This is a genomic window from Xenorhabdus stockiae, from assembly GCF_002632825.1.
GTDB lineage: Bacteria > Pseudomonadota > Gammaproteobacteria > Enterobacterales > Enterobacteriaceae > Xenorhabdus > Xenorhabdus stockiae.
The window spans coordinates 39,542-47,783 of the sequence record NZ_NJAJ01000032.1; the positions used below are offsets into that span (position 1 = coordinate 39,542).

The 8,242-nt window shown below is 43.6% G+C and carries 7 protein-coding genes; 5 read left to right on the top strand and 2 right to left on the bottom strand.

What is annotated here, in order from left to right; all coding sequences use genetic code 11:
- Positions 1-206: 206 nt before the first annotated feature.
- Complete coding sequence (gene oxyR / locus Xsto_RS15550; protein WP_099111266.1) at positions 207-1,124, top strand: DNA-binding transcriptional regulator OxyR; 918 nt, start codon at positions 207-209, stop codon at positions 1,122-1,124.
- Here the strand turns inward: oxyR and sthA are convergent.
- Complete coding sequence (gene sthA / locus Xsto_RS15555; protein WP_099111267.1) at positions 1,116-2,519, bottom strand: Si-specific NAD(P)(+) transhydrogenase; 1,404 nt, start codon at positions 2,517-2,519, stop codon at positions 1,116-1,118. The two genes, oxyR and sthA, sit on opposite strands and share 9 nt — an antisense overlap.
- 209 nt (positions 2,520-2,728) lie before the next feature.
- On the opposite strand from sthA, the gene fabR reads away from it, so the two are divergent.
- Both fabR and Xsto_RS15565 read left to right on the top strand, forming a co-directional pair.
- Positions 2,729-3,421, top strand: coding sequence for an HTH-type transcriptional repressor FabR (fabR, locus tag Xsto_RS15560; RefSeq protein WP_228858013.1), 693 nt, complete (start codon positions 2,729-2,731; stop codon positions 3,419-3,421).
- 25 nt (positions 3,422-3,446) lie between these two features.
- Complete coding sequence (locus Xsto_RS15565) at positions 3,447-3,821, top strand: YijD family membrane protein (RefSeq protein ID WP_099111268.1); 375 nt, start codon at positions 3,447-3,449, stop codon at positions 3,819-3,821.
- An 88-nt stretch (positions 3,822-3,909) separates the two neighbouring features.
- Here the strand turns inward: Xsto_RS15565 and trmA are convergent, their stop codons facing one another.
- The gene (gene trmA, locus Xsto_RS15570; protein ID WP_099125630.1) at positions 3,910-5,010 is read right to left on the bottom strand and encodes a tRNA (uridine(54)-C5)-methyltransferase TrmA; all 1,101 of its coding nucleotides are present in this window, start codon (positions 5,008-5,010) and stop codon (positions 3,910-3,912) included.
- A gap of 177 nt (positions 5,011-5,187) precedes the next feature.
- Between trmA and btuB the strand changes: the two genes are divergently transcribed.
- Together btuB and murI are read left to right on the top strand one after the other, a co-directional pair.
- Positions 5,188-7,035, top strand: coding sequence for a TonB-dependent vitamin B12 receptor BtuB (gene btuB / locus Xsto_RS15575; RefSeq protein ID WP_099125631.1), 1,848 nt, complete (start codon positions 5,188-5,190; stop codon positions 7,033-7,035).
- Positions 6,980-7,858, top strand: a complete 879-nt coding sequence (murI, locus tag Xsto_RS15580; RefSeq protein WP_099125632.1) for a glutamate racemase — start codon at positions 6,980-6,982, stop codon at positions 7,856-7,858. The genes btuB and murI overlap by 56 nt, the downstream gene beginning before the upstream one ends.
- Positions 7,859-8,242: the final 384 nt, after the last annotated feature.

An 8,242-nucleotide genomic window follows, 5' to 3' on the forward strand; every position in this document is an offset into this window, starting at 1 on the left:
TACATAACTTCTCCGGATCAACGAATTGGGCTGCCTGCTTATTGCGGTGGTCCGATTTATCTATTTTTTGAATGAATTCCGTCATTTTTTATCAGGTAACTGTATAAAAAAACTGAAATCACAACGAATTGATAGTTTTCTCCTCTCATGCATATAATGATTTATTGATCAATTCTATCATTGATACCAAAACAATGAGGTTGGGAATGAATATCCGCGATTTGGAATATCTTGTGGCACTTGCTGAGTATCGGCATTTTCGCAGGGCTGCTGATTCTTGTCATGTCAGCCAGCCGACGCTCAGTGGGCAGATACGCAAACTTGAGGATGAGTTGGGCGTAATGCTGCTGGAACGCACAAGCCGCAAGGTCTTGTTTACACAACAGGGGATGTTGCTGGTGGAGCAAGCCAAGACGGTATTGCGAGAAGTGAAGGTATTACAGGAAATGGCTTCACTTCAGGGTGAAAGTATGTCCGGCCCATTACATATCGGTCTCATTCCAACCGTTGGTCCTTATCTCCTGCCATTGATTATTCCTGAACTGCATAAGTTGTTCCCCAAACTGGAAATGTACCTACACGAAGCCCAGACCCAAAACCTGCTGGCCCAGCTTGATAGCGGGAAGCTGGACTGTGCGATTCTGGCTGCAATAAAAGAAACGGAAGCATTTATTGAAATTCCTCTCTTTAAGGAACCCATGAAGCTTGCGGTCTATGAAGAACATAAATGGGCAGAGCGGGATAAGATCAATATGAGCGAGCTGACCGGTGAAAAGTTATTGATGCTGGAAGATGGTCATTGCTTACGTGATCAGGCAATGGGGTTCTGTTTTCAGGCCGGAGCCAAAGAAGATACGCATTTCAGGGCAACCAGTATGGAAACATTGCGTAATATGGTAGCGGCAGGGAGCGGCATCACTTTGTTGCCTGACTTGGCTGTTCCAAAAGAGAAAAAGCGTGATGGGATCTGTTATCTTGAGTGTCATAATCCCTTGCCGGAACGTTCTGTGATTCTGGTTTATCGTCCCGGCTCACCTCTGCGTAATCGCTATGAGCAACTGGCAGAGGCGATCCGAACCAGAATGAGGAATTATTTCGATATCAGTGGAACAACATCAAAATAACCGGTTCAGTCCATTAAGGGCAGCAACGCGATAAGCTTCGGCCATTGTCGGATAGTTGAAGGTTGTATTAACGAAATATTCGATACTATTACCTTCACCTTTTTGTTCCATAATCGCCTGACCGATATGAATAATCTCCGCTGCACGTTCGCCAAAACAGTGAATACCGAGGATCTGTTTTGTCTCGCGGTGGAATAATATCTTGATGCTGCCTACATTCATCCCTGCAATCTGTGCTCTGGCCAGATGTTTAAACTGGGCTCGTCCCACTTCATACGGAACTTTCATCGCTGTTAGTTCCTGCTCAGTTTTACCCACAGAACTGATTTCAGGGATGGTATAAATGCCCGTTGGAATATCGTCTACCAGATACTTTTCGGCATTCTCAGCTCCGGTCATGATGGCTTTTGCTGCAATGTGCCCCTGATTGTAGGCGGCAGAAGCGAGGCTGGGATAACCAATAACATCACCAACAGCATAAATATTTTCATTGCTGGTTTGGTAGACCCGATTTACTTTCAATAAACCACGGCTATCAGTTTCCAGCCCGACGTTTTCCATCCCGAGTTTATCTGTGTTACCGGTTCGTCCATTGGCATACAGCAGACAATCTGCTTTAACTTTCTTGCCTGATTTCAGATGGATAATGACGCCATCTTCAAGACCTTCAATCTTTTCATATTCTTCGTTATGGCGGATAACAATACCGCTATTCCAGAAATGATAAGACAGCGCGTCAGACATTTCCTGATCAAGAAATGACAGCAGATGGTCACGGGTATTGATCAAATCGACCTTCACACCCAACCCCCGGAATATAGAAGCATATTCGCAACCAATCACACCCGCGCCATAAATAATGACATGACGTGGTTCATGATCCAGTTCCAGAATAGTATCGCTGTTATAAATACGGGAATGAGTGAAGTCGACATCGGGAGGGCAATAAGGGCGAGAGCCTGTGGCAATAATTATTTTGTCAGCACTCAATATATCTACACTATCATCAGCATAACGCACACTAACATGATGTTCATCGATAAAGGTGGCTTCACCGGCAAACATCTTACACCGATTGCGCTCATAAAACCCTTGCCGCATTTTAGTCTGCTGATTCATGACAACTTCGGCATGACGTAAAATTTCTGAAAACGAGGAGCGAAGAATGCGGGAGTTGTCACTGTAGAGAGGGTTTTGATTAAATTCAATAATACGACTGACAGCATGGCGGAGAGCTTTGGACGGGATAGTGCCCCAGTGGGTACAGCCGCCGCCAATATTGTTATAACGCTCTATAACTGCAACGTTTTTTCTTTGTTTTGCCAATCCCATTGCTGCCCCTTCTCCACCGGGTCCGGAGCCAATCACAATGGCATCAAAATGAGTATATTGCATAGAGGAAAGACCTGTTTTTACACAAAATAACAACTCTATATTAACATTGGTTGGCGTAATAACCTAATTAGCGTACGGTTTTTGTTTCCGATGTTGATATAAAACAGGGAAACATTGGTTAATATCTTTAAGAGAACAATCACAGCAAATGTAGCAGAATCTGATATATTTGCTGCATAGTATAGTCGAGTATGTATATCAGGATTGCTGTGAATAATGTAACTGGCGTCAGAGCGAAACAGAAAGAGAAAACCCGTCGTTCACTGATTGAAGCAGCATTTAGCCAACTGAGTGCTGAACGTAGTTTCACCAGCCTGAGTTTGCGGGAAGTGGCCCGGGAAGCAGGGATTGCACCGACTTCATTTTATCGCCATTTTCGTGATGTGGATGAATTAGGGCTGACGATGGTGGATGAAAGCGGCTTAATGCTGCGTCAGCTTATGCGTCAGGCTCGCCAGCGTATCGCAAAAGGTGGGAGTATCATTCGCACTTCTGTTTCAACCTTTATGGAGTTTATCGGTAATAACCCGAATGCATTCAGGTTATTGCTGCGTGAACGTTCCGGTACATCCGCTGAGTTCCGTGCAGCTGTCGCACGGGAAATCCAACATTTTATTGCAGAGCTGGCAGACTACCTTGAACAGGCCAGTCATATGCCTCGCCATTTTACCGAAATACAAGCCGAAGCGATGGTAACAATTGTGTTCAGTGCAGGTGCAGAAGCGCTGGATATTGATGAAGAAAAAAGACGTCGTCTCGAAGAACGTTTGGTATTACAACTGCGTATGATTTCCAAAGGTGCTTTTTACTGGTATCGGCGGGAGCAAGAAAAAACGGCTAACTTAAAAAATACTGTCCTAAAAACCGCTGTCTCTAAGACTTCTGTCCCTAAAACCCCTTGAACACGACTGAAAGGAGAACAACACGATGGAACAATATCGCCAGGATAAAAGCACAATGCTGCTGGCTCTTATCGTTGGATTGGCAACTCACGGCACTTTTTCAGCATTTTTTAATTCGTTGGTACCTTTTTCAATTTTCCCGATTATCACACTTGCACTATCTTTGTATTGTCTCCATCAGCGTTATTTAAATTATCCCATGGCTGAGGGATTACCAAAACTGGCTGTTGGTTGTTTCTTTTTAGGCCTTTTCGCCTATAACGCAATTATTCGGGTTAACCACCCAGAAATTGGCTCCAATTTCCTGTCTGTTGTGGTTGGAACGGCATTAGTCTTCTGGCTTTACAGGAAGATAAAAGGGCGCAGACAACAGGCAACTCTGTCAGAAAAACATAACTGATGACTGTTTGAGAAACATGTTATGAAAACGCCATAATAATCCGTTATGGCGTTTGTAAGGTAAAAACGGGTTGGTAGTAACAATAGAATTAATTGATTCTTTCCAGTAATACTCCACACTCCATATGGTGGGTATAAGGGAACTGATCAAAAAGAGCCAGCTTGCTGACTTTGTGGGTTTGCGACAATGTTTCCAGATTCTGGCAGAGCGTTTCCGGGTTACAGGAAATGTACAGAATACGCGGGTATCCTTGTACCATTCTGACCGTTTCTTCATCTAAGCCACTGCGCGGCGGATCGACAAAAATGGTTTCACACTGATAACTCTTCAGGTCAATTCCCTGAAGACGGTTGAACTCCCGCTCTCCATTCATTGCCTGAGTGAATTCCTCTGCCGACATACGGATAATCTGTACGTTATCAATCTGATTGGCTTCAATATTAAACTGAGCAGCAGCAACGGAAGGTTTAGCAATTTCCGTCGCCAGCACACGTTCAAAGTTCTGAGCCAATGCCAGAGAAAAGTTACCATTACCACAATACAGTTCAAGCAGGTCGCCTTTGGCATCTTTGGTGCTGTTAATCGCCCACTCCAGCATATGAATATTGATACTGGCGTTTGGCTGGGTAAAGCTGTTTTCAACCTGACGGTAAATCATTGTCTTACCGGCGACAGGTAGCTCTTCATCTATATAGTCATGATCAAGCATAATTTTGGTTTTTGATGCACGCCCAATAAGCTGAACATCAAAGCCTTCTGCTTTTAGCTGATCTCGTAATGCGGTTGCTTGTTCACGCCACTCATCCTCCAGTTTTTTATGGTAAAGGAGGGAAACAATGATTTTGTTGCTGCGAGTAGCGAGATAATCAGCCTGAAACAGTTTGTGGCGCAATACTGAATTATTTTTCACGCCCGCAATAATGGCCTGCATCATGCTATTAATGAGTTGGCAGGCAACGGGAAACTGATCAATCCGGATACGCTGCTTAGTTTGTTGATCAAACATAATGTGGTAGAGGTCATCTTCCTCATGCCAGATACGGAATTCTGCACGCATTCTGTAGTGAGATGCGGGGGAACGGAAAACTTCAGGCTCGGGCGCACTAAAGGAAACCATCATTTCTTTCAGACGATGGACTTTCTCCATCAATTGGTTTTCATAATCTTCCGTTGGCAAGAGATTCTGCATTATCTGGTTCTCGTATGATCACATTAAGAAAAATTTCCGAGCGGCATTGTAGGGAAAGTACAAAGGATGTCCAGTTTTCTGGTTCATTACCCGGCTTTTTTGATAGGAAGGTATTCTGGACACTACCCTGCCTTCATCGTAGCATGGCTCTTTAATAGTTAGACTCCATTCTCTCCCATGATAAATAAAAAACACACTTTTATATCCGCCACTTTCATGGTGGTGTTTTCTGGCTGGAGCAATTTCTCCGCCGCAGATAATCAGGACTCGCTGGTGGTGACAGCAACCCGCTTTAAACAGCCCGTTTCTTCTGTTCTGGCACCAGTAACGATTGTGACCCGTGACGAAATAGACAACTGGCAGTCAAATAGCTTGGTTGATGTATTGCGCCGTTTACCTGGAGTTGATATTTCTCAATATGGTGGAATAGGGCAGAGTTCTTCTTTATTTATACGAGGTTCAGATTCACGCCATGTTTTGATTTTGGTCGATGGTATTCGGTTAAATCAAGCAGGCATTACAGGCTCTTCTGACCTTAGCCAGATCCCGCTTAGTTTAGTGCAAAAAATTGAATATATTCGCGGTGCACGTTCTGCTGTATATGGCTCAGATGCGATTGGAGGAGTACTCAATATCATCACAACACGAGAGCATCAAGGGACGACACTCAATGCAGGGATCGGTTCGTATGGATACCAGAATTACAATGGTTCAACCCAGCAAAAATTGGGTGAAGATACTGTACTGAGTGCTGCAGCGGGCTATACCTATACCAAGGGATTTGATGTAGTCGCTGATGGCAGTACGGGTGGATACCCTCAGTCGGATCGTGACGGTTTTATGAGTAATGCTTTGTGGTTGGGGATTAATCATCAGTTTAATGATCGGTTCAATGGATTTGTTCGCACTTCTGGATTTAATAACCGCTCGAATTATGATAGCGGTAATGATTGGGATTATCCATATGCCAGACCTGATACTCGTGAATTTTTCAGTCGTAGTTATGATGTAGGCATCCAATTTAATCAGGATGTGTATTCATCTCAATTGATTGCGAGTTATAGCCATGCAAAGGATTATAACTTTGATCCCAAATATGGTCGCTATGATAAGAGTTCTGGGCTAAGTAATTCTAAAAATTACAATATTCAGTGGGGTAATTCACTGAGTGTTGGTCATGGGGCAGTCAGTGGTGGCATTGATTGGCAAAGGGAATCTGTTGCTGCGGGTTCAAATTCTATTCTGGCAAAAAGAAATATTGATAATACGGGGTTATATTTAACCGCTCAGCAAAAAATTCATACAGTTATTGTCGAGGGTGCTGTTCGTTCGGATAAACATTCTGAATATGGTTGGAATACCACATGGCAAACAGCAATGGGATGGGAGTTCATTGATGGCTATCGTCTGATTGCTTCCTATGGAACGGCATTTAAAGCACCAACACTTGGCCAGCTTTATAGTAAGTGGGGAAATATAAATCTTAAGCCAGAACAAAGTAAGCAATGGGAAGGTGGTCTAGAAGGCCTTACCGGAACGCTAGGTTGGCGTTTAAGTGCTTATCGGAATGAGATTAGTGAATTTATCGGTTTTGAAAATAATCGTTATTACAACATTGCACAAACGACTATTAAGGGAGTTGAGTGGGTAGGAAATCTGGATACTGGAATATTCCAACATCAGCTTACATTGCAATATGTTGATCCGCGTGATGGTAATGACCAACCATTGACTCGCCGAGCTAAGCAACAAGTTAAATACCAATTAGATTGGGAAGTTCTGAATATTGATTGGGGAGTGACTTATCAATATTTAGGCCAGCGCTATGATACAAACACCAATACTTATAAGAGGACTCGTGTGGGCGGAGTCAGTCTATGGGATATCAATGGGTCTTATCCAGTCACTGACCGTCTGACAATCCATGCTAGAATAGCTAATCTGTTTGATAAAAATTATGAGACAGCGTATGGCTATCGCACTCCAGGACGAGAATACTTCATCACAGGCAGTTACAACTTCTGATTTAACTACATTCGATATAAAGAAAACCGCCCAACCGACCATTCTGGTATTTGATTCCGGTGTGGGTGGTTTATCTGTCTATCAGGAGATCCGACAATTGCTGCCGGATCTCCACTATATATATGCATTCGATAATGAAGCCTTCCCTTATGGTGAGAAAACAGCGGAAGTCATTATTGAACGGGTTGTCAAAGTTGTTGATGAAATCCAGAAAAGGCATCCATTAGCAATTGTCGTTATCGCCTGCAATACCGCGAGTACTGTCAGCCTGCCAGCTTTGCGTGAGCGTTTTTCTTTTCCTGTTGTGGGTGTTGTTCCTGCTATCAAACCTGCCGCGAAGCTCACTTGTAACCGTGTGGTTGGACTATTGGCGACACGGGCAACAGTCAATCGTGACTATACTAAAGAACTTATCACCAGATTCGCTACAGATTGTCAGGTTCATGCTATCGGCTCTGCTGAGCTGGTTGAACTGGCAGAGCGAAAGCTGCACGGAGAAACCATTCCTCTGGAAGAACTGGAAAAAATATTAAAACCGTGGCTGAGAATGAAAGAACCACCAGACACTGTTATTTTGGGATGTACTCATTTTCCTTTACTTGCAGAGGAACTGTCTCAGGTTCTGCCTAATGGCACGAGATTGATTGATTCAGGTGCTGCAATTGCACGAAGAACAGCATGGCTGATAAAAAATCAAGAAAATTTATCCGCAACGACAGAAAATAACTTAGCGTATTGCACCAAAATAGACGCTAATAGCGAGTCTCTACGGCCTGTTTTATATAATTATGGCTTCATTTCGCTGGAAAAACTGCCAACTTAAGTCAAATTTGACGCAATAACCAGCAGTCGGTGTTTTTTTTCAAAAAAACTATTGTCAGGGCCGAAAAACTCCCTATAATGCGCCACCACTGACCGACGCTGAGCTGCAACACGCTGCGAAGGCCAGCGGCAGGAAAGCGAAAATAAACGCTTGACTCCGGAGGCAAAAAGCGTAAGATACGCAGCCTCGCAACCCGGAAGACGCTTCCGGTTGCCACCGCTCTTTAACAAATTAATCAGACAATCTGTGTGGGCACTCGCAAGACACTATCGACAGCCGAAAGGCAAAAAAAGATTAAAGTCTTGAAGAGTGACTGAAACAGTTAATTCATTACGAACTAACAGTAACGATTCTTTGAGCATCAAACACTTTTAATTGAAGAGT

Excerpts from the sequence above, each read along its gene's own strand:
- oxyR (WP_099111266.1), top strand. The coding sequence starts at position 207 with ATGAATATCCGCGATTTGGAATATCTTGTGGCACTTGCTGAGTATCGG.
- sthA (WP_099111267.1), bottom strand. The coding sequence starts at position 2,519 with ATGCAATATACTCATTTTGATGCCATTGTGATTGGCTCCGGACCCGGT.
- Xsto_RS15565 (WP_099111268.1), top strand. The coding sequence starts at position 3,447 with ATGGAACAATATCGCCAGGATAAAAGCACAATGCTGCTGGCTCTTATC.
- trmA (WP_099125630.1), bottom strand. The coding sequence starts at position 5,010 with ATGCAGAATCTCTTGCCAACGGAAGATTATGAAAACCAATTGATGGAG.
- btuB (WP_099125631.1), top strand. The coding sequence starts at position 5,188 with ATGATAAATAAAAAACACACTTTTATATCCGCCACTTTCATGGTGGTG.
- murI (WP_099125632.1), top strand. The coding sequence starts at position 6,980 with ATGGCTATCGCACTCCAGGACGAGAATACTTCATCACAGGCAGTTACA.